Source organism: Mesorhizobium sp. 2RAF45 (assembly GCF_052115225.1).
Taxonomy (GTDB): Bacteria; Pseudomonadota; Alphaproteobacteria; order Rhizobiales; family Rhizobiaceae; genus Mesorhizobium; species Mesorhizobium jarvisii.
Genome location: NZ_JBFRGG010000002.1, coordinates 713,467 through 731,351, shown reverse-complemented (window position 1 = coordinate 731,351; position 17,885 = coordinate 713,467). Strand labels below are relative to the sequence as shown.

Genomic DNA, 17,885 nt, shown 5'->3' with positions numbered 1-17,885 from the left:
GATCTCGGTGTCAGCCACAAGCGATCCAAGGGTCTGCGACCTAGAGGGTACCCCCAAGGCCTTAAGGGGAACGATCCGCTACGTTATGAGTTAGCACTTCATGATGTACACCCTGGAGCATAACGGGCGCGGTGCGATGGCCGATCTCATGATCTTGGAACTGGCCAAGGCCAGACAGCGAGTCAAGCGGGCGGAGGTCACCCTCAGGCGCGCCAAGGAAATGCTGGACGAAGATTGCGGGGTGGGAATCAATATTGCGCTCTGCGGCAGGATAAGAGCCGCTCAGCGGCGTGTCATCGAGGCCAGAGAGCGCCTGACGAAGATCGATCCACTCGCGAACTCCAATTCTACATGATTTGGTCTACATGATTTGGGATTCGTTCGGCTCAGGAGTAGCGCCGTGTGCGCCACGGTCGGCGCAGTCACTGAGATTGTGATCTTCTCCATACTGGTTGTCGTCGCCGTCTTCCGCCTCCACAATTCCCGCTCCAGCACCGCAGTAACCATGCCGAAGTAAGCGCGGCGACCAGTAAGCGCTGCGCATTGTGCACGGCCTTTTGCTCGACAAGTCTTCGCAGGGCCAATGATTGTTCGGTTGGCGGATGGTGGCGAGCGCTTGTGCCGGCTCCGGGCAAGGTTGCATAGTCCAACAACGCGACTCAGCGCGCTGTGCGCATCGGCTCGGAGCAATCGTGGTTGGACTTTATGACATCTGGCCCGCTTTTGTGGTCGTCGCGCTGCTTTGGCCGCTTGCGGGCATGCCGCTGTTTCAGCGGGTAGGTTTCGGATCGAACTCCTCCAGGGTGCGGGCAATAGACGGAATGCGAGGCTATCTGGCGCTTGCCGTCGTGCTTCACCACGCCGTCATCTACCATGAAATGCTGGTGACCGGCGCATGGAAGTATCCGCCATCGGCTTTCTATGGCCCGCTGGGACAGGTGGGCGTATCCTTGTTCTTCATCATCTCGGCCTATCTGTTCTGGGGGAAACTGCTGTCGGCAAAGTCCCCCGTGGAATTTCCGACGCTGTTGCTCAAGCGGGCTTTCAGGATCGGGCCTCTCTATGTTGTGGCCGTCGGCACGGCGATGGCTTTGGAGGTCGCCGATGGCGCGATCGACTATTCGGCCTTCGCGACTTACGAGCGGGCATTTTTCAATCTGCTGTTCGGTGTCTTCGGCTACGTTCCGCTTTCGAGTTCCCGCATCTGCGTATTGGCCTGCGTAACCTGGACCTTGCCCTATGAATGGCTGTTCTATTTCAGCCTGCCGATCGCGGCGATATTCAGCCGGCATCCGGTGGCCCGCATAGGCTTGCCAGTCGTTCTCCTGGCTTTTTCAATTCTCATGTCAGTGAACGGAGGCAGCCCCGCCTACGGCTATCTGGGACTTTTCGCGGGCGGAATGTTGTGCGCAACGCTTGAAGCACACGGCCTGCTGGTGAAATGGCATCGGCACGCCTTGTCCGCCGTCGCCCTGGCGATGCTGGTGGGTATCTTCGTCATCTACAAGACCGCCTATGCGCCGGGGCCGATGCTGCTGTGTATTGCCACCTTCTTCCTGGTCGTGACGGGCGCTGATTTCTTCGGTCTGCTGACGGCCTCCCGCTCAGTGCGGCTGGGTGAGATCAGCTTTGGCATCTATCTCTTGCAAGGGCTTGCCTTCGTCTCGACATTCTCCATCGCGCCCCTGCGGGCCTTCGCCATGGACAACGCCGCCCAATATTGGCTCGTGATGTTGATTGCGATGGTGCTTCTGGTCCTCATGGCGCTGGTCGCGCATCTTGTGGTCGAAAAGCCGGGCGTCTCGCTGGGAAACCGTCTTGCGGCAGTTCTTCGCCTGTCGACGCAGCGCGAGGTGCGTGAGACGACAGCCGCTGACGCAGGGCAGCCCTGGCGCATCCGGGACGTTTCGCAAGACAGTCTGCAGGCCGCGCATAAGCCCAGGAGCGATGATTCCCTGGCCATTTGACCGCCCAGCCTGATTGGCCTGGGCTGGCGTGAACGATGGGTTGTGTGGGCATGGCGATCAGAGCACGACCGCCGCATTTCATATGAAAGCTCCCGGCCTGGAACCTCTTGGCCCGCAGCGCGTTTCACGGCGTCCCGTCCGTGGACCAGCCCGGATATTTCTCCTGGCGCTGCTTATAATCAGGAGCCTGCTTCATGCACGACAAGCTGTTTCATTCACCGGTCGCAGTGACCGTGGGCCTCGGCTTCAAGCGCGAGATTGCCTCGCTGGCCGAAATGCACGATTTCCTGACCGATTGGACGACCTCGCGCCGTGGTCCCCTTTACCGCAATGCCGTCGAGGCGTGTGGCCTTGCGCTGGAAGGCTGTATCACCAGGGACGAGGCGCGCCATGCGCTGGTCGAATTCGCACAAGCAACCGGCATCCTCTGGCCCGAGATCGAGCCGGTCATCGTGGCGCGCGCCGTCGCGCGCGGCTATGGCGGCTACGCCGCCTGAGTTTGAGGCCACCTCCCGGCGTGACGACTAACGCCGCCACCACCGAAAGCCCGGCTTGGCCTTCCCGAGCCGGGCTTCGCTTTATTGCAAGACGATCACAAGGATCGCCGTTGTCCACCAATGATGTTTGCCCAGCGGTGTAGGCGATCAACCTTTCGAATGCGCGCGCCGACGCGTCGGCTTGGGCCTCGTCGGATCGGGCTCTTGCGATGACTGCGCTGCGAGGCGCAGCTCTCTCAGCCTGGCTGTTTTTTCCTCGCGGGCCGCCCGCTCGGCATCGATCACGATCTGCGATTCACGCTTGGCGCGCTCATCGCGCTGGGTGTCGACTTTTGCACGGACCATGTGCTGCTAACTCCATTACGAGCCGGCGTTGGTTTGGAACAAATCGCCGCCTCCACCATCTTCCGGCCCCGCATGGTGCAGCGTTGCCGCAGGGGCGGCGATTACAAATGATGGTTGGAAAACTTTTGTCATCGATGTTCCGGGATAGAGAGATGTCAGTCACACCAGCCTGATGAGACAACGAGCGATGCCTCGAATACCTGGTGTCCGTCCTCGTCGCGTACCTTGACGGTGATGGCGGTGTGGTCGTTTTCGATGATCTCGTCGCGGACGATGTCGGGCAGAATACGGATCGCTTCGCGCCTTAGGCGTTCGCGCGTCTCGAAGACCTGGCCGTCATCATCGACCGTCAGACCGTCGCCATTGTAGAGGTCAAGATAATATCGAGGCATGATGGGCTGAACCTCAGACTGATGAAATGGCGAGATGTTCAACCGACAATTCGCGGACCAGCCAGTTGTTCCATCAGAGGCGGCATTTGCGGTGGAACAAGCAGCCCTAACAAATGTTAATGCCTGTCAGCGGCGAAAGGCTTAGTGCAGCCGAAGCCGCCTTTGCTTCCGACAGAACAAGATGGCGATCGGCTGCCGAAGCCCTTTCGCCGGAGATTGCGGTGCTTGAATCCCTCTATCTGAACCTGGGGCAGCATGACGCGCTGTCAGACGCCGAGAAGGCGCTGCTAGCCGGCGCCATGACGTTCGAGAGGCATTTCGCCACCGGCCAGGACATCGTCGCATCGGGGTCGCGGCCGACCTATTCGACGCTGATCCTCGACGGGCTGGCGGCGCGCTACAAGGTGCTGGAGAATGGCGGCCGGCAGTTCACCTCTTTGCAGGTGTCCGGCGATTTCGTCGATCTCCACGCTTTCCTGCTCAAGACCATGGATCACGGCATCGTCGCTCTGTCGCCCTGTCATGTCATGTTCGCGGACCATAGCCGGCTTCGCACGATCACCGAGCAGGCGCCGCACCTGACCCGGCTGCTGTGGCTGGACACGCTGGTCGACGGCGCCATCCACCGCGAGTGGATCGTCGCCATGGGGCGGCGCTCCAAGACCTCGCATCTGGCCCACCTCGTCTGTGAGCTCTTCGTGCGGCTGCAGGTGGTGCAGCGGACCAACGGCATGAGCTTTCACCTGCCGCTCTCGCAGGCTGAACTGGCCGATGTGCTCGGCCTGTCGGTGGTGCACATGAACCGGGTTATCGGCGCCTTGCGCAAGGTCGGAGTCGTCAACTGGGCAAACCACACCGTGACCATCCTGGATTGGCACCGGCTGCAGGAAATCGCCGAGTTCGATCCCACCTATCTCAGCATGATGCGGGAGCCGCGCTAAGGTATATCGATATTCAGTTGAGGTCGGGCTGCAAACGATAGCTTTCTGCGCTTCCAGTGCTCACGTACTTAAGTACGCTCCGCTCCGGTTCTCGAAAGCCATCGTTTTCGCCGCGACCTGACCTGAATCTCGACACACCTTGGGCCGATCAGTGCGCCCTCCGATCTTGCAGATTTATGCTGCTTCGGCTGCTACGTTGACCGCCGACTCCGCGATCTTGGTCAGGGCCTCGTCCGTGGCCTTCTCTTCCTTCAGCGTTGCTTCGAGAAGCGTCACGGCTTCGTTCAGGCCGAGTTCGCCGGCCCACGTCCTCAGCGTGCCATAGCGTGAGATCTCGTAGTGCTCGACCGCCTGCGCGGCGGCCAGCAGACCGGCATCGAGCGCGGGAGATCCCTTGTACTCGTCCATGATCTCGGCGCCCTCTTCGGTGATACCCATGATGGCCGCACAGGTCTTGCCGACCGGCTTCTTGCCGATCACGCCGAAGACTTTCTCCAGTCTCGCGACGTGGCCCTCGGTCTCGGTGCGGTGCTTTTCGAAGGCGGCCTTCAGCTCGGCGCTTTGCGCGGCCTTGGCCATTTTCGGCAGTGTCGCCAATATCTTCTTTTCGGCGAAATAGATGTCCTTCAGCGTGTCATGAAACAGGTCGTCGAGCATTTTCTGCTTTGCCATCGTCATATCCTCTGATGCGTGAACCCTCAGGCCGACAATCTCCCGCAGGATGATTCGTTCCATCCACGCCGCATAGCGCGGTCGAGCGGTCCAACCCGACAAATCCTCATCGGGACGCCATCTCCCTCGACCCCGACGGGCCGGCAAAAACCTTTATAAAATTCCTATTTCTTTCCGCCCCGCGCCGTCTCGAACCTTTATGGCGATCGGGTCCATATTCCGCATGAGAAAAACGTCGGACGCCGCCAATCGGAATGCGGCGCGCCGTTTTCACGTAATTGCAGGTCTGCTCCGGCAGATGCCGATTAGAAAAATCAAAGCAAGGAACAAGCACAATGGACATCATTGTTCTCGGGATAGGGGTTTTGTTTTTTGCCCTATCCTTGGCCTACGTCAAAGCCTGCGACAGAATTTGAGCTGAAGGATCGAGCCATGCTTTTCGATTACATCCTCGGCGGCGGCGTGACCTTGTTCCTGCTCGCCTACCTCACATACGCCCTCGTTCGTCCAGAACGCTTCTGAAGGCACGGAAAGCCACAGCCATGACACTGAACGGTTGGATACAGATCCTTGTCTTCTGCGGGATCATCGTTTTGCTGACGAAGCCGCTTGGCTTCTACATGCACCGCGTCTTCAACGGCGATCGCACGCTGCTTGCACCGATCTTCGGCCCGCTCGAGCGCGGGCTCTACCGCATTTGCGGCACCAGCGAACGCGAGGAACAGCACTGGACCGCCTATGCGGTGGCTTTGCTGCTCTTCAACCTTGCCGGGTTCCTGGTGCTTTATGGCCTGCAGCGCCTGCAGGGCAGTCTGCCCTACAATCCCGCCGGCATGGGCGCGGTCGACCCGGCGCTCGCCTTCAACACCGCCGCCAGTTTCGTGACGAACACCAACTGGCAGAACTACGGCGGCGAAAGCACGATGTCCTATCTCCTGCAGATGGCCGGGCTGACTGTCCAGAATTTCGTTTCGGCGGCCACCGGCATTGCCATCGCCATCGCACTGATCCGCGGCTTTGCCCGCGCCTCGGGCAAATCGATCGGCAATTTCTGGGTCGATATGACCCGCTGCACGCTCTACGTGCTCCTGCCGCTCTGCATCGTGCTCACCCTGGTCTATGTCTGGCTCGGCATACCGCAGACGATTGGGCCTTACGTCGACGCCACCACGCTGGAAGGCGCCAAGCAGACCATCGCGCTTGGCCCGGTCGCCTCGCAGGTCGCCATCAAGATGCTTGGCACCAATGGCGGCGGCTTCTTCAATGCCAATGCCGCGCATCCGTTCGAAAATCCCGACGCCATCTCGAACCTGATCCAGATGGTGACGATCTTCGCGCTGGGTGCTGCGCTGACCAACGTCTTCGGCCGCATGGTCGGAAACCAGCGCCAGGGCTGGGCGATCCTGGCGTCGATGGGCGTGCTGTTCATCGCCGGCGTCGCCGTCTGCTACTGGGCGGAGGCCGTGGGCAATCCGCTGGTCCATGCGCTGGGCATCGACGGCGGCAATATGGAAGGCAAGGAAACTCGCTTCGGCATCGCCCTGTCGGCGCTGTTCGCGGTCATCACGACGGCCGCTTCCTGTGGTGCCGTCAACGCCATGCATGACAGTTTCACCGCGCTCGGCGGCATGATCCCGCTCATCAACATGCAGCTTGGCGAGGTCATCGTCGGCGGCGTCGGCGCCGGCTTCTACGGCATCCTGATGTTCATCGTCGTTGCCGTCTTCGTCGCCGGCCTGATGGTTGGCCGCACGCCCGAATATCTCGGCAAGAAGATCGAGGCCAAGGAGGTCAAGATGGCGATGCTGGCCATCCTGTGCCTGCCGCTCGCCATGCTGATCTTCACGGCGATCGCCGTTGTCCTGCCGAGCGCCGTGGCCTCGATGGCCAATGGCGGTCCGCACGGCTTCTCCGAGGTGCTCTATGCCTACACTTCGGCGGCGGCGAACAACGGTTCAGCCTTTGGCGGCCTCAGCGGCAACACGCCCTGGTACAACATCACCATCGGCATCGGCATGTTGATGGGCCGCTTCCTGGTCATCATCCCGGCGCTCGCCATCGCTGGCTCGCTGGCGGCGAAGAAGACCGTTCCGGCTTCGGCCGGCACCTTCCCAACCGATGGGCCGCTGTTCGTCGGGCTGCTGATCGGCGTCATCGTCATCGTCGGCGGTCTCACCTTCTTCCCGGCGCTCGCCGTCGGGCCGATCATCGAGCACCTGGCGATGATCCATGGGCAAACCTTCTGAGGCGACCATGCCCTTGTTCAGCAGCAAGCGTCGCAAGACCCGGCCGCCGGCCGGCAGCGAGGGGGAGGCAAAGCCTCCTCCCTTCCCGACCGTGTCTACGTTCCTGGGCATTGCGGCCGTCATGATCGTGATCTGGCTGCTGGTCTATGGCCCACCCTTTTCGGCATCCAATCACCCGGTGCCGCCCAACAACACTGAAGCCGGAGCTTCAAAATGAGCCAGTTAAAATCAACCGCGATCATGGATGCCCGCATCCTGTGGCCCGCCATTGGCGGTGCCTTCCGCAAACTCGACCCGCGCACGCTGGCCCGCAACCCGGTGATGTTCGTTGTCGCCATCGTCTCGGCGCTGACGACGGTGCTGTTCGTCAGGGACCTCATCACCGGCGGCGGCGACCTGCGCTTCACATTGCAGATCATCATCTGGCTGTGGTTCACGGTGCTGTTCGCCAATTTCGCCGAGGCCGTCGCCGAGGGGCGCGGCAAGGCGCAGGCGGATTCGCTGCGCAAGGCGCGCACCGAGACCCAGGCCAAGCTCCTGGCCGGCGAGGACAGGAGCAAGTTCAAGCTGGTGCCCGGCACCAGCCTGAAGGTCGGCGACATCGTCCTGGTCGAAGCCGGCGACATCATCCCGTCCGACGGCGAGGTGGTGGAGGGTGTGGCCTCGGTCAACGAGGCGGCCATAACAGGCGAATCCGCGCCGGTGATCCGCGAATCCGGCGGCGACCGCTCGGCGGTGACCGGCGGCACGCAGGTGCTGTCCGACTGGATCCGCGTGCGCATCACCGCCGCCGCCGGCCACACTTTCCTCGACCGCATGATCTCCCTGGTCGAAGGCGCCGAGCGCCAGAAGACGCCGAACGAGATCGCGCTCAACATCCTGCTGGTCGGCATGACGCTGATCTTCGTGCTGGCCACGGCCACCATCCCGAGCTTTGCGTCCTATTCCGGCGGCTACATCTCGGTGACCGTGCTCGTCGCCCTGTTCGTCACCCTGATCCCGACCACCATCGGCGCGCTGCTGTCGGCCATCGGCATCGCCGGCATGGACCGCCTGGTGCGCTTCAATGTGCTGGCCATGTCGGGCCGTGCCGTCGAGGCCGCCGGTGACGTCGACACGCTGCTGCTCGACAAGACCGGCACGATCACGCTCGGCAACCGCCAGGCGACCGAGTTCCGCCCGGTCAAGGGCGTCACCGAACAGGAACTGGCCGACGCGGCCCAGCTCGCTTCGCTCGCCGACGAAACGCCGGAGGGCCGTTCGATCGTCGTGCTGGCCAAGGAGAAATACGGCATCCGTGCCCGCGACATGGCGACATTGCACGCCACCTTCGTACCCTTCACCGCGCAGACCCGCATGAGCGGCGTCGACATTGACGGTTCCTCGGTGCGCAAGGGCGCGGTCGATTCCGTGCTCGCCCATGTCAACCAGACGACCGTGGCCAGCCACGCGACACGGCCGAACAGCGACTCGGTTCGGGATCTGCAGGCGATCGCCGACGAGGTCGCCAAGTCCGGCGGCACGCCGCTGGCGGTGGAGCGCGACGGGCGGCTGCTCGGCATCGTCCACCTCAAGGACATCGTCAAGGGCGGCATCCGCGAGCGTTTTGCCGAGCTGCGCAAGATGGGCATCCGCACGGTGATGATCACCGGCGACAATCCGATGACGGCGGCGGCCATCGCGGCGGAAGCCGGCGTCGACGATTTCCTGGCCCAGGCCACGCCCGAGGACAAGCTCAAGCTGATCCGCGACGAGCAGGCCAAGGGCAAGCTGGTCGCCATGTGCGGCGACGGCACCAACGATGCGCCGGCGCTCGCGCAGGCCGATGTCGGCGTCGCCATGAACACCGGCACGGTCGCCGCGCGCGAAGCCGGCAACATGGTCGATCTCGACAGCGACCCGACCAAGCTCATCGAGATCGTCGAGATCGGCAAGGCGCTGCTGATGACGCGCGGCTCGCTGACCACCTTCTCGATCGCCAACGACGTGGCCAAGTATTTCGCCATCATCCCGGCCATGTTCGCCGTCTTCTACGTCGCGCCGGGCCAGACCACCGGTCCGCTGCAGGCGCTCAACATCATGCATCTGGCGACGCCGCAGAGCGCCATCCTGTCGGCCATCATCTTCAACGCGCTCATCATCATCGCGCTGATCCCGCTGTCGCTGCGCGGCGTCAAATACCGGGCGATCGGCGCCGGTGCGCTGCTCAGCCGCAACCTTCTCGTCTACGGCCTGGGTGGCATCATCGTGCCGTTCGTCGGCATCAAGATAATCGACATGGCCGTCACGGCCCTTGGCCTTGCATAAGGATCATTCCGATGCTCAAGCAAATCAGACCCGCGATCGTCATGATCGTCTTCTTCACCGTGCTGACCGGCCTGGTCTATCCGCTGGGCATGACCGGCATAGCGCAGGCGCTGTTCCCGCGTCAGGCCAATGGCAGCCTGATCGAGAAGGACGGCAAGGTCATCGGCTCCGAGTTGATCGGCCAGGCCTTCGCCAGCGACAAGTATTTCCACGGCCGGCCTTCGGCGGCGGGCAATGGTTACGACGCCGCGGCCTCCGGCGGCAGCAATCTCGGCCCGACCAACCTCAAGCTGATCGACCGCATCAAAGGCGACGCCGAGAAGCTGAAGGCGGAGAATCCGAACCAGCCTGTGCCGATGGACCTGGTGACGACGTCGGGCAGCGGCCTTGATCCGCAGATCAGCCCGGAAGCCGCCTATTTCCAGGTTCCGCGCGTCGCCAGGGCAAGGGGCATCGACGAAGCCAAGGTCAAGGCGCTTGTCGACGGCCAGGTCGAGAGCAGGGAACTCGGCTTCATGGGAGAGCCTGTTGTCAACGTGCTGGCGCTCAACCTGGCGCTGGACGCCGCCAAATAGGTGATGGCGAGGGCCGGGGATCGACAGCATCCCCGGACCTCTCCATGATCGATCCTGATGCCGGACGACAGAAGCAACGAAAACCGACCTTCCCCCGACGCGCTGCTCGAGCATGCCGAGCGGGAGGGACGCGGCCGTCTGCGGATATTCCTCGGCGCCGCCCCCGGTGTCGGCAAGACGTACGAAATGCTGATGTCGGGCCGAGCCAGGCTGGCCGACGGCATCGATGTGGTGATCGGCGTTGTCGAGACGCATGGCCGCCGGGAAACCCAGGCGCTGGTCGAGGGCTACGAAGTCATCCCCCGCCGCAAGGTCGACTACAAAGGACGCGCCCTCGACGAGATGGACATCGACGCCATCCTCGCCCGGCGCCCCGCATTGGTTCTCGTCGACGAACTTGCCCACACCAACGCGCCCGGCAGCCGCCATCCCAAGCGCTATCTCGACGTCCAGGAGATCCTGGCGCGCGGCATCGACGTCTACACGACGCTCAACATCCAGCATGTCGAAAGCTTGAACGACGTCGTCGCGCAGATCACGCGGGTCAGGGTGCGCGAGACGGTTCCCGATTCCATCATCGACCAGGCCGACGATGTCGAGATCATCGACCTGACGCCCGACGACCTGATCAAGCGGCTGGAAGAGGGAAAGGTCTATTTCCCCAACACGGCGCAGCGCGCCATCGAGAACTATTTCTCGTCGGGCAATCTGACGGCGCTGCGCGAACTGGCGCTGCGCCGCACCGCCCAGCGGGTCGACGAGCAATTGCTCAATCACATGCAGTCGCATGCCATCCAGGGCCCGTGGGCGGCCGGAGAGAGAGTGCTCGTCTGCGTCGACGCGCGTCCGGGCGGTGCGGCCCGCATCCGCTACGCGCGCAGGCTGGCCGACCGGCTTCGCGCGCCATGGACGGCGCTGCATGTCGATACGCCGCGCTCGGCCGGCATGTCCGAGGAAGACAAGGACCGGCTCGCCACGCTGATGCGCCTTGCCGAGCAGCTCGGCGCCGAGGTGACGACCATTCCCGGCCAGAATGTCGCGCAGGACATCGTGCGCCATGCAACGGCGAACAATTTCACCCATATCGTGGTCGGCCGGCCGACCCGGTCGCGCTGGCGCGAACTGATCGAGGGCTCGCTCACCTATGATTTGATCCGCAATGCCGGCGATATCAGCGTCCACGTCATTTCGGGGACCGAGCGGGATGCCGAGGCGACCTCCAGAAGGGTCAAGGCGGCGGCCGAGCAGAAGCAATTCCAGATCTGGCCCTACCTGCTCGCCACCACCTATGTCGCGGGTTCATTGGCCGTCAGCGCCGTCCTCGACCAGTTTCTCGACGTCCGCAATCTGGCGATCGTCTTCCTCCTGGCGGTGCTGACATCGGCGGTGGCCGGCGGTCTTTGGCCGGCGCTCTATGCATGCTTCCTCAGCGCCCTTGCCTTCAATTATTTCTTCCTCGAGCCGCGCTACACGCTGACGATCCGGGATCCCGAGAGCATCGTGGCGCTCGCCGTCTTCCTTGCCGTGGCGGTGATCGCCAGCAATCTCGCCGCGCGCATGCAGCGCCAGGCCGTCGCCGCCCGCTCGCGGGCACGGGCCACCGAGGATATCTACCTCTTCTCCAAGAAGCTCGCCGGCGCCGGCACACTCGACGACGTGCTGTGGGCCACCGCCTTCCAGATCGCCTCGATGCTGAAGCTGCGCGTCGTGCTGCTGCTGCCCGAAGACGGCACCATCACCGTCAAGGCAGGCTATCCGCCGGACGACACGCTGGCCGAGGCCGACATCGCTGCAGCCCGCTGGGCCTGGGAACACAACCGCGCCGCCGGGCGCGGCGCCGACACGCTGCCTGGCGCCAAGCGTCTTTATCTGCCTTTGCGGACCGGACGCACCGCGATCGGTGTCGTCGGCCTCGACAATGACAAGCAGGGCCCGCTGCTGACGCCCGAGCAGCAGCGCCTGCTCGACGCGCTGGCCGACCAGGCGGCGGTGGCGATCGAACGCATCCAATTGGTCGCCGATGTCGACCGCGCCAAGCTCGCGGCCGAAGCCGACCGCCTGCGCTCTGCCCTGCTGACCTCGATTTCGCATGATCTGAAAACGCCGCTCTCGGCGATCATGGGAGCGGCGGGCACGCTCAAGGAATTCGCGCCGGATCTGCCCGAGCAGGACCGTGCGGAGCTGCTGTCGACGGTGATCGACGAATCGGAACGGCTGAACCGCTTCATCGCCAATCTGCTCGACATGACCAAGATCGAGTCCGGGGCGATGGAGCCGAACTATGCCTTGCACTATGTCGGCGATATTGTCGGCACGGCGCTCAACCGCGCCCGCAAGATCACCAGCGAACACAAGATCGAGGTCGATATTCCGCCCGAATTGCCGATGCTGAAGCTCGATCCCGTGCTGTTCGAGCAGGTTCTGTTCAACCTTCTCGACAATGCGTCGAAATATTCGCCGTCCGGCTCGACGATCCGCGTGCAGGGATGGGCCGACAATGGATCCGTCATCGTGCAGATCATGGATGAGGGGCCGGGCATTCCGGCGCATGATTTGGAACGTGTGTTCGACACGTTTTACCGGGTGCGCAAGGGCGATCAGGTGCGCGCCGGCACGGGCCTTGGCCTGTCGATCTGCCGCGGCTTTGTCGAATCGATGGGCGGCACCATCTCGGCCGCCAACCGGACCGACCGCCCAGGGGCCGCGTTCACCATCAGGATGCCGGTGCCGACCGAAGCGTCCGATGTCGGCAATCGCGGCGAGACCAGCATGGATCGGCCTTCATGACAAATTCGAATGTCAGGATACTGGTCGTCGATGACGAGCCGCCGATCCGCAAGCTGCTTCGGGTCGGCCTCGGCAGCCAGGGCTATGCCATCAGCGAGGCGCCGAACGCCAAGGTGGCGATCGAGCTGATGGAACAGGAAAAGCCGGATCTGGTGCTGCTCGACCTCGGCCTGCCTGGCATGGGCGGCCATGAGCTCCTGCGCAAATGGCGTGACGAGGGTCTCGACATTCCCGTCGTCATCCTCTCCAGCCGCACCGACGAGGCCGGCATCGTCAATGCGCTCGAACTCGGCGCCGACGATTATGTCACCAAGCCGTTCGGCATGAACGAACTGGTGGCGCGCATCCGCGTCGCGTTGCGGCACAAGTTCCAGCAGCAGGGCGAGAAGCCTGTCTTCCAGAGCGGCGATCTCAGCGTCGACCTGGTCAAGCGCATCGTCAAGGTCGAGGGCAAGGAGATAAAACTCTCGCCGAAGGAATACGACATATTGCGCATCCTGGTGCAGCATGCCGGCAAGGTGCTGACCCACCATTTCATCCTGAAGCAGATCTGGGATGATTCGACCGACGTGCAGTATCTCCGGGTCTATGTCCGGCAGCTCCGGCAGAAGATCGAGAAGATCCCCGATCAGCCGCGCTACATCACCACCGAGACCGGTGTCGGCTATCGGCTGCGTGTCGATTGAGACAGCTCGAATTGAACCTGTGTCAGCCGATGGCTTCCAGCGGCCGGTTTGCGGCCGCCGACGTTCGCAAGGCGGCGAGACAGCCGAGGATGCCAAGCGGCACGAAAGCAAGGAAAAGCCAGCTCGCGACATTGGCCGCGGCGTCGTGGTTCAAGCCTTGCGAAAAGCCGCTGGCATTGGCGACGATGCCGGCAAGGGCCGCCCCCACGGCGTAGCCGATGCGCTGCATGGTCGGCACCGCGGCGGAAGCAATGGTCTGCTCGTCAACCGGGGCGGAGGCGACGATGACGCGGGTCAGGAACGGCCAGGCAATGCCGAAGCCGCCGCCCTGCAACAAGGCGCAAATAAGGATCAGCGGGATGGAGCCCAGGGGTATCGTATAGGCAAAGCCGGCGATGCCCGCCGCGATCATCAGCGCGCCGGTGACAATGATCAGCCGTTCACGCTGCTGCGGCGCGTTGGCGACGAGGATCGACAGGATCGACCAGGCGATCGATTCGGCGGCGATGATGTAGCCGGTGGTCAAAAGCGGAATGTCGTGCAGGCTGGTCAAAAGCAGCGGCCCATAGACGCCGAAGGAGCAGGTCGCGACGGAAAAGGCGGCGACCATGGTCATGCCGGCACCGACCGGCGTGCGCCACGAAAACAGCCGCGCCGGGAACAGCCGCGAGCGCGGCTTCAGCGCGTCGATGGTGAAGAACAGCGCGAGCCCGGCGAGGCCCAGAACGATCAGCAGCGAAGAGCGCAGCAGGGCGATGTCGACGCCGGCCGAGGCGATCAGCACCACGGCGACGGCAAGGCAGGCAAGGGCGGCGAAGGGGAAAGGCGGGGCCTTGCCGGCGCTCGTGCTGGGTTTCTTCGCCTCCGGCGTGTTCAGCACCAGGAAGCTTGCCAGCGCCATGGCGGTGCCGCCGAGGGTGAAGACACCGAAGGCCCAGCGCCACGACAGGAATTCGGTCATGATCGCGCCCAGCAAAGGGCCGCTGAACGCCGCGACGCCCCAGATCGCCGACATGATGCCGAAGAGCTGCGGCCAGATGGCCCGCGAAAACAGCCGCTCGACCGAAACGAAGGCCAGCGATACCAGCGCGCCGCCGCCCAGCCCCTCGATCAGCCGGCCGGCGAGGAACAACTGCATGGAAGGCGAGGTGGCGCAGATCAGCGCTCCTGCGGCGTAAAGCAGGGCCGCGACCACCATATTGGTGCGCAGCGCCACATAGCTCACCAGCCGCCCGGCGGCGGCACCGGCGACGATGGCGCCGAGCTCGTAGATCGCCAATGACCAGCCGACGAGTTGCACCCCGGCCAGTTCGCCGACCATGGCCGGCATGACGGTTGCCACCATCGTCTCGTTGGTGGCGTGCAGCAGGATGCCGAGGCTGATGAAGCAGAAGCGCGCCAGGTCGCCGCTCGCCCACAATGCGCGCCAGTCGACCCTGTTTGTGCTGATTTCAGTCATGTCTACCCTTTTGCATATCTCGATGCCAGCGCACGGCACCAGAAGCCAGCAAGGCTTTCCGGCAGGACCATACGCATCAGGACTGCGCGCCTCATAGACGCGCTGTCCCCGTCTGGGCAGGCTTGTAGGACCTCAACCGCGGTTGAGCTCAAGCGGTTCGTTTCGGTGGACCATCGCAACGGTCGAGATTGGCCGAAGCCTCCCAACTTCGTCATCCCTGGGCGAAGCAGGAGCGAAGCTCCGTCGCGGAGAGCCTGGGATCCATTCCGTGACCTTGGTCGTGGAGTGCAGCGGTGCAGAATTCTGGACTGTGGCGGCGCGCAGTCCCCGGCATGGATCCCTTGGTGAGCGAGCACCTTCGTCTTGCGATCAATTCTCGGTGCTGCGCAGCTGGAACTGGCTGACGCCGATGGCGAGATTGATGCCGGTCTGCGTCTGCAGGCTGAGCGGCTGAAGGGTGAAGGCCTGCGAGGAGCCGCCGACCAGGAGATTGGCGCCTGCGCCGACGGCCGCCGTGACCTCGGCGCTGGCGCCGATATAGTCGCCCGCCAGCGCACCCGGCGCGTAGATGTTCTTCAGCGGCGTCAGCACCAGCCAGCCCATCACCGCCTGTTTTGTCGTGCCGATGTCGAGGCCGTATTTGTTGACGGCGCCGAAATAGGCCTCCGGCGCGAAGCTCTTGTCGGTCGGGGTGAAGGTGCAACTCAGATCCTTGGTCGAGCCGAAGATGAAGCCGGTGCCGCCGCCTATGGCGCATTCAAGGGTACCGAGTTCGATGCCTCGGTCCTGCGCCTGCGTCTGTGTCGCGCCGAGCACGAGTGCGATCACGGCAGCGGCGATGGCTGTCTTCGGCATGGCGGTCCCCCCAAAATCAAAACGGCGCGGAACCATCCTATATGGTTCCGCGCCGCAAGGTAGAGAGGAGCGCGTGGCTCCGTTCGATCACTTGAGCGAGTGGATCAGCTGAAGCGAGGTCACGGCCACGGCGAGGTTGACGCCGGTCTGCGCCTGGACGCTGAGTGGCTCCAGCATGAAGGCGCCGTCGAAGCCGCCGACCAGCAGGTTGGCGCCACCGCCGGTGACGACGCTCGCCTCGGCGTTGACGCCATAATAGCTGCCGGCAAGGTCGCCCGCATCGCGGTCACGGGTCGCGGCAAGAACCGCCCAGACAAGCTGGCCCTGATGCGTCTGGCCCAGATCGACACCGATCTTGGAGATGACGCCGGTGTAAATCTCCGACGGGCCGTGGTGGTAGGGACGGAAGACGCAGGACACGCCCTTGTTGGAGGCGACAATGTAGGCGGTGCCGCCGTCGATGGTGCAGTCGAGCGTGCCGAGCTGCAGCTTTCCGGCGCTGGCCGGAGCGGCAGCGAACACGGTCGTTGCAAGGGCAGCGGCGCAGACGAGTTTCTTGATCATGGGAGGGTCCTTTCGCAAGTCGCTTGGAATAACGGCTTGAGTGACCAGACCGTTCCGCCGAAAACTTGGCGCGAACAAGGCAAGGATTGACGGCTTAATGCGGGGGTTAACGCGCGGTTGCCGGATCGGCGGCGATCTTCAGCCCTGCGTGTCCTTTCGGACACGCAGACTTCCCCACAATGCTTAGCCGGATCTGCTAAAGCCGATATCAGCTGACGCGGGCGAGGCCGTCCTTGGCCGGCTGGTAGCTGGGGTTGAGGCGGACGGCTTCCTTATAGGATTTCGCCGCCTTTGCCTTGTCGCCGCGCCGCTCGTAGATGAGCGCCTGGTTGGCCCAGGCCTCGGCGTTCTGGCCGTCGAGCTTGATGGCCATGTTGAAGTCGGAGAAGGCGTTGTCCTCGTCGCCCGTCGCCAGATAGGAAAGGCCCCGGCCGTTATAGGGCTCGGCCGCATCCGGTGCCAGCGAGATGGCGGTCGAGAAATCCTCGATGGCGAATTTGTGCTGGCCCTGGCTTTGATAGATCAGGCCGCGATTGTGGTAGGCGCGGGCGTCCGTCGTGTCGAGTTGGATCGCCTTCTGGAAGTCGTTGAAGGCGTCCTGGGTGCGGCCCGCTTTGCGGTAGAGATTGCCGCGGCCGATATAGGCGGCGTCATAATTGCCGTTGATCTGGATCGACTTGTTGTAGTCGTCGAGCGCGGCCGCCTGATTGCCGAGGAAGCGCTGGATGAGCGCGCGGTTGGAATAGGCCTGGTAGAAATTCGGATTGAGCTGGATGGCCTGGTTGAAGTCCTTGAGCGCCGCCTGATACTGGCCGCCGCGGCCATAGGCCGAGCCGCGCACATTGTAGCCTTCGGGATCCTGCGGATTGCGCTGGATGACCGCCGACAGCGAGGAGATGTTCTCGCTCGACCCCTGCGCCTTGTCGATGTTGTTGAACTCGCCGGTCGGGCCCGACGTCTGGCAGCCGGCCAGCACCAATCCGGAAAGCAGGGCTGCCGTCAGGGCGAAACCACGCAATGCGGTCCCGCGCTCCACGCTCATTGCGTTCATGTCTGCCCTGTCCTCACTTCAATCCGCGTCGCTCAGGTCCGGATCCCCCCTCCGGGCCGGGTCACAATCAAAATAAAAAGGTGGCGGCGATTCCGCATCGCGCCACCTTGGTATCCTTCGAAAAGGACGAAATATTGGCGATGATCAGCGCGGCGGACGCGCTGCGCCAGCAGCACCACCGGCAGCCACCGGACGCGGCGTCATCGGCAGCAGGCCTTCGCGCTGGGCGCGCTTGCGGGCCAGCTTGCGGGCGCGGCGCACGGCTTCTGCCTTTTCGCGAGCGCGCTTCTCGGACGGCTTCTCGTAGTGACCGCGCATCTTCATTTCGCGGAAAATGCCTTCGCGCTGCATCTTCTTCTTGAGCGCGCGAAGCGCCTGATCAACGTTATTGTCGCGGACGAGTACCTGCACGGGCAATCCTGTCTTTCGGGTTTGATATCAACAGGCAAGTAGCCATAGCCACTAGCCTCCGCGGCGGTCGACACCACGAATTGTGGCGGCTGATAGCAGAATCAGGCCGCGCTGTCCACAGTCGAAATGC

19 protein-coding genes are annotated in these 17,885 nt (G+C 63.3%); 11 read left to right on the top strand and 8 right to left on the bottom strand.

The features are described from left to right. Positions 1-100 precede the first annotated feature (100 nt). From AB4Z43_RS08380 to AB4Z43_RS08370, 3 genes are all read left to right on the top strand, one after another. Complete coding sequence (locus tag AB4Z43_RS08380; RefSeq protein ID WP_038649551.1) at positions 101-355, top strand: hypothetical protein; 255 nt, start codon at positions 101-103, stop codon at positions 353-355. A 337-nt stretch (positions 356-692) separates the two neighbouring features. Next, on the top strand, positions 693-1,967 hold the full coding sequence (locus AB4Z43_RS08375; protein WP_441936866.1) for an acyltransferase family protein: 1,275 nt from the start codon (positions 693-695) through the stop codon (positions 1,965-1,967). A 194-nt stretch (positions 1,968-2,161) separates the two neighbouring features. Next, positions 2,162-2,464, top strand: a complete 303-nt coding sequence (locus AB4Z43_RS08370; RefSeq protein ID WP_038649545.1) for a DUF982 domain-containing protein — start codon at positions 2,162-2,164, stop codon at positions 2,462-2,464. Positions 2,465-2,611: 147 nt separating this feature from the next. Here AB4Z43_RS08370 and AB4Z43_RS08365 read toward each other — a convergent pair whose 3' ends face one another. Both AB4Z43_RS08365 and AB4Z43_RS08360 read right to left on the bottom strand, forming a co-directional pair. Next, positions 2,612-2,809: a hypothetical protein gene (locus AB4Z43_RS08365; protein ID WP_038649543.1), complete on the bottom strand. Its 198-nt coding sequence runs from the start codon at positions 2,807-2,809 to the stop codon at positions 2,612-2,614. Between the two features lie 155 nt (positions 2,810-2,964). Beyond that, a complete protein-coding gene (locus AB4Z43_RS08360; RefSeq protein WP_019861147.1) occupies positions 2,965-3,201 on the bottom strand; it encodes a DUF6894 family protein in 237 nt (78 codons plus the stop codon). Between the two features lie 221 nt (positions 3,202-3,422). On the opposite strand from AB4Z43_RS08360, the gene AB4Z43_RS08355 reads away from it, so the two are divergent. Continuing rightward, positions 3,423-4,142, top strand: coding sequence for a Crp/Fnr family transcriptional regulator (locus AB4Z43_RS08355; protein ID WP_027047391.1), 720 nt, complete (start codon positions 3,423-3,425; stop codon positions 4,140-4,142). 174 nt (positions 4,143-4,316) lie between these two features. Here the strand turns inward: AB4Z43_RS08355 and AB4Z43_RS08350 are convergent, their stop codons facing one another. Beyond that, positions 4,317-4,814: a YciE/YciF ferroxidase family protein gene (locus AB4Z43_RS08350; protein WP_027047390.1), complete on the bottom strand. Its 498-nt coding sequence runs from the start codon at positions 4,812-4,814 to the stop codon at positions 4,317-4,319. A gap of 432 nt (positions 4,815-5,246) precedes the next feature. On the opposite strand from AB4Z43_RS08350, the gene kdpF reads away from it, so the two are divergent. Genes kdpF through AB4Z43_RS08315 form a run of 7 tightly spaced genes read left to right on the top strand, consistent with a single transcriptional unit; the run spans position 5,247 to position 13,415 of the window. Next, positions 5,247-5,336 carry a K(+)-transporting ATPase subunit F gene (gene kdpF, locus AB4Z43_RS08345; protein ID WP_019861144.1) on the top strand — a complete coding sequence of 30 codons (90 nt, stop codon included), beginning with the start codon at positions 5,247-5,249 and terminating at the stop codon, positions 5,334-5,336. 20 nt (positions 5,337-5,356) lie between these two features. Continuing rightward, positions 5,357-7,060 (top strand): potassium-transporting ATPase subunit KdpA, encoded by a 1,704-nt coding sequence (kdpA, locus tag AB4Z43_RS08340; RefSeq protein ID WP_441936861.1) that lies wholly within the window; start codon positions 5,357-5,359, stop codon positions 7,058-7,060. Then, positions 7,044-7,277, top strand: a complete 234-nt coding sequence (locus AB4Z43_RS08335) for a hypothetical protein (protein WP_081295879.1) — start codon at positions 7,044-7,046, stop codon at positions 7,275-7,277. Before kdpA ends, AB4Z43_RS08335 begins: the two co-directional genes overlap by 17 nt. After that, on the top strand, positions 7,274-9,367 hold the full coding sequence (kdpB, locus tag AB4Z43_RS08330; RefSeq protein ID WP_019861141.1) for a potassium-transporting ATPase subunit KdpB: 2,094 nt from the start codon (positions 7,274-7,276) through the stop codon (positions 9,365-9,367). Before AB4Z43_RS08335 ends, kdpB begins: the two co-directional genes overlap by 4 nt. A gap of 11 nt (positions 9,368-9,378) precedes the next feature. Then, positions 9,379-9,942 carry a potassium-transporting ATPase subunit KdpC gene (kdpC, locus tag AB4Z43_RS08325; RefSeq protein ID WP_202361682.1) on the top strand — a complete coding sequence of 188 codons (564 nt, stop codon included), beginning with the start codon at positions 9,379-9,381 and terminating at the stop codon, positions 9,940-9,942. Positions 9,943-9,999: 57 nt separating this feature from the next. Then, the gene (locus AB4Z43_RS08320; protein ID WP_038649535.1) at positions 10,000-12,729 is read left to right on the top strand and encodes a sensor histidine kinase; all 2,730 of its coding nucleotides are present in this window, start codon (positions 10,000-10,002) and stop codon (positions 12,727-12,729) included. Further along, positions 12,726-13,415: a response regulator transcription factor gene (locus AB4Z43_RS08315; protein WP_038649532.1), complete on the top strand. Its 690-nt coding sequence runs from the start codon at positions 12,726-12,728 to the stop codon at positions 13,413-13,415. The genes AB4Z43_RS08320 and AB4Z43_RS08315 overlap by 4 nt, the downstream gene beginning before the upstream one ends. Before the next feature lie 22 nt (positions 13,416-13,437). Here the strand turns inward: AB4Z43_RS08315 and AB4Z43_RS08310 are convergent, their stop codons facing one another. The 5 genes from AB4Z43_RS08310 to rpsU all read right to left on the bottom strand — a co-directional run bounded on the left by AB4Z43_RS08310 (position 13,438) and on the right by rpsU (position 17,755). Next, complete coding sequence (locus AB4Z43_RS08310; RefSeq protein WP_240564531.1) at positions 13,438-14,874, bottom strand: MFS transporter; 1,437 nt, start codon at positions 14,872-14,874, stop codon at positions 13,438-13,440. A gap of 369 nt (positions 14,875-15,243) precedes the next feature. Then, positions 15,244-15,729: a DUF992 domain-containing protein gene (locus AB4Z43_RS08305; protein ID WP_032920750.1), complete on the bottom strand. Its 486-nt coding sequence runs from the start codon at positions 15,727-15,729 to the stop codon at positions 15,244-15,246. An 87-nt stretch (positions 15,730-15,816) separates the two neighbouring features. Next, positions 15,817-16,293, bottom strand: coding sequence for a DUF992 domain-containing protein (locus AB4Z43_RS08300; RefSeq protein ID WP_019861134.1), 477 nt, complete (start codon positions 16,291-16,293; stop codon positions 15,817-15,819). A 208-nt stretch (positions 16,294-16,501) separates the two neighbouring features. Beyond that, on the bottom strand, positions 16,502-17,344 hold the full coding sequence (locus tag AB4Z43_RS08295) for a tetratricopeptide repeat protein (protein ID WP_019861133.1): 843 nt from the start codon (positions 17,342-17,344) through the stop codon (positions 16,502-16,504). Between the two features lie 144 nt (positions 17,345-17,488). Further along, positions 17,489-17,755 carry a 30S ribosomal protein S21 gene (gene rpsU / locus AB4Z43_RS08290; RefSeq protein WP_010911429.1) on the bottom strand — a complete coding sequence of 89 codons (267 nt, stop codon included), beginning with the start codon at positions 17,753-17,755 and terminating at the stop codon, positions 17,489-17,491. Positions 17,756-17,885 lie beyond the last annotated feature (130 nt).

Bases quoted from the DNA above. Each gene is read 5' to 3' on its own strand.
- AB4Z43_RS08310 (WP_240564531.1), bottom strand. From the start codon at position 14,874: ATGACTGAAATCAGCACAAACAGGGTCGACTGGCGCGCATTGTGGGCG.
- AB4Z43_RS08295 (WP_019861133.1), bottom strand. From the start codon at position 17,344: ATGAACGCAATGAGCGTGGAGCGCGGGACCGCATTGCGTGGTTTCGCC.
- kdpC (WP_202361682.1), top strand. From the start codon at position 9,379: ATGCTCAAGCAAATCAGACCCGCGATCGTCATGATCGTCTTCTTCACC.
- AB4Z43_RS08365 (WP_038649543.1), bottom strand. From the start codon at position 2,809: ATGGTCCGTGCAAAAGTCGACACCCAGCGCGATGAGCGCGCCAAGCGT.
- AB4Z43_RS08300 (WP_019861134.1), bottom strand. From the start codon at position 16,293: ATGATCAAGAAACTCGTCTGCGCCGCTGCCCTTGCAACGACCGTGTTC.
- AB4Z43_RS08335 (WP_081295879.1), top strand. From the start codon at position 7,044: ATGGGCAAACCTTCTGAGGCGACCATGCCCTTGTTCAGCAGCAAGCGT.
- AB4Z43_RS08320 (WP_038649535.1), top strand. From the start codon at position 10,000: ATGCCGGACGACAGAAGCAACGAAAACCGACCTTCCCCCGACGCGCTG.
- kdpB (WP_019861141.1), top strand. From the start codon at position 7,274: ATGAGCCAGTTAAAATCAACCGCGATCATGGATGCCCGCATCCTGTGG.
- AB4Z43_RS08360 (WP_019861147.1), bottom strand. From the start codon at position 3,201: ATGCCTCGATATTATCTTGACCTCTACAATGGCGACGGTCTGACGGTC.
- AB4Z43_RS08315 (WP_038649532.1), top strand. From the start codon at position 12,726: ATGACAAATTCGAATGTCAGGATACTGGTCGTCGATGACGAGCCGCCG.
- kdpA (WP_441936861.1), top strand. From the start codon at position 5,357: ATGACACTGAACGGTTGGATACAGATCCTTGTCTTCTGCGGGATCATC.
- AB4Z43_RS08380 (WP_038649551.1), top strand. From the start codon at position 101: ATGATGTACACCCTGGAGCATAACGGGCGCGGTGCGATGGCCGATCTC.
- AB4Z43_RS08370 (WP_038649545.1), top strand. From the start codon at position 2,162: ATGCACGACAAGCTGTTTCATTCACCGGTCGCAGTGACCGTGGGCCTC.
- kdpF (WP_019861144.1), top strand. From the start codon at position 5,247: ATGCTTTTCGATTACATCCTCGGCGGCGGCGTGACCTTGTTCCTGCTC.
- AB4Z43_RS08350 (WP_027047390.1), bottom strand. From the start codon at position 4,814: ATGGCAAAGCAGAAAATGCTCGACGACCTGTTTCATGACACGCTGAAG.
- AB4Z43_RS08305 (WP_032920750.1), bottom strand. From the start codon at position 15,729: ATGCCGAAGACAGCCATCGCCGCTGCCGTGATCGCACTCGTGCTCGGC.